At 65.2% G+C, this 1,173-nt stretch carries 1 protein-coding gene and 1 pseudogene; both read left to right on the top strand.

What is annotated here, in order from left to right; genetic code table 11:
- Nucleotides 1–104: 104 nt before the first annotated feature.
- A pseudogene (locus RFM98_RS31150) lies at nt 105–962 on the top strand (site-specific integrase); the annotation flags it as partial.
- 15 nt (nt 963–977) lie between these two features.
- A partial coding sequence (locus tag RFM98_RS31145) for a transposase zinc-binding domain-containing protein (protein WP_320312290.1) occupies nt 978–1,173 on the top strand: 196 nt, incomplete at its 3' end.

Raw genomic sequence — 1,173 nt, 5'->3', positions numbered from 1 at the left:
AACGAAGCCGCTGACGCGGCATTTGGCGGGTCGGTTTGCGGTTGAGGCTTCTGTTTTGAAGGATTGCGGCTGTTGAAGCGCAATCTTGGAACAGGAGCACTGAGATGGCCGAGTTGAGCCCTCTTCGCCGGCGCATGATCGAAGACATGACGATCCGCAATCTGTCGCCGGCCACGCAACGATCCTACGTGCACGCGGTGGCGAAGTTTTCCCGCCATTTCGGCCGATCCCCTGACCGCCTTGGCCTTGAAGATGTCCGCGCCTTTCAGGTGCATCTGGTCTCGACCGGGATCTCGTGGCCGGCGCTGAACCAGGCGGTGTGCGCGTTGCGGTTCTTCTACGGCGTGACGCTCGGCCATGCCGAGATTCCGGAACGGATCGTCTATGCCCGCTCGCCACGCACGCTGCCGGTGGTTCTCAGCGCCGACGAGGTCGTCCACTTCCTGGAGGCAGTGCCGAGCCTGAAGACGCGCACGGCGCTGACGACGGCCTACGCAGCAGGTCTTCGCGCCTCGGAGACCGTCGGGCTGAAGGTCGGCGATATCGACAGCGGCCGCGGCGTCATACTCGTTCGTCACGGCAAGGGCGGCAAGGACCGCACCGTGATGCTTTCGGCGCAGCTTCTTCGGATCCTGCGGGTCTACTGGCGACTGGCGAAGCCGCAGGGCTGGCTGTTTCCCGGCCGCGACCCCAATCGCCCCATCGACGTGCAGGTGCTGTATTCGGCCTGCCGCTCGGCGCGCGCTGCCGCCGGCATCGACAAGCGGGTGACGGTGCACACGCTCAGGCACTCATTCGCCACGCATCTGCTCGAGAACGGCACCGATATCCGCATCATCCAGGTGCTGCTTGGCCACAACAATCTTTCCTCGACGGCACGCTACACCAAGGTCTCGAACGGCCTCATCCGGCGCACGACGAGCCCGCTCGACAAGCTGAACATTGAAGTGGTGCCGCCGGGCTGGCCGGTTCCGCCCATGTCGGCGAGACTGGAGGTGGCGGATATCTTCGGCCGCCACGGCGAGGCGTATCGGCAGGTTCATGACGGCCATCTCGGACGCAACGAGCGGCGTGTGATGAGCGCGATCGAGCTCTGCCGGACGGCCGAGCTCGGCGGCCATGTCGAGGGCTGCCGAGCCTGCGGGGCGATCCGCGTGGCCTACAATTCCTGTC

Source organism: Mesorhizobium australafricanum, from assembly GCF_033977265.1.
GTDB lineage: Bacteria > Pseudomonadota > Alphaproteobacteria > Rhizobiales > Rhizobiaceae > Mesorhizobium > Mesorhizobium australafricanum.
Note: the sequence above shows the minus strand (reverse complement) of the source record. Positions and strands in the feature narration are given on the sequence as shown.